Raw genomic sequence first — 270 nt, 5'->3', positions numbered from 1 at the left:
TCAGGTCATATCTACAGGCAGGCATAATGCGAAACGGGATGGTTGAACAGAGACAAAGAGGGACACCACAGGGTGGACCATTATCCCCGTTGCTATCCAATATCGTATTAGATGAACTGGATAAAGAGTTAGAGCGCAGAGGGCATAAGTTCTGTCGATATGCAGACGACTGCCAAATCTACGTTCATAGTGAAGAAGCCGCTTATCGAGTTAGAGAGTCGATAACGGAGTTCTTGGAGCAGAAACTAAAGCTGACGGTAAACCGTAAGA

The 270-nt window shown here is 45.9% G+C and carries 1 protein-coding gene; it reads left to right on the top strand.

The genetic code is table 11. From position 1 onward, the window contains the following. Positions 1 to 270, top strand: a 270-nt coding sequence (locus AB4503_RS25715) for a reverse transcriptase domain-containing protein (protein ID WP_372115939.1), incomplete at both ends; no start/stop codon positions are given.

Origin of the sequence: Vibrio sp. 10N.222.55.B11 (assembly GCF_041473705.1) — a bacterium.
Classification (GTDB): Bacteria; Pseudomonadota; Gammaproteobacteria; order Enterobacterales; family Vibrionaceae; genus Vibrio; species Vibrio crassostreae_C.
This window is presented reverse-complemented; position numbering and strand designations above follow the sequence as displayed.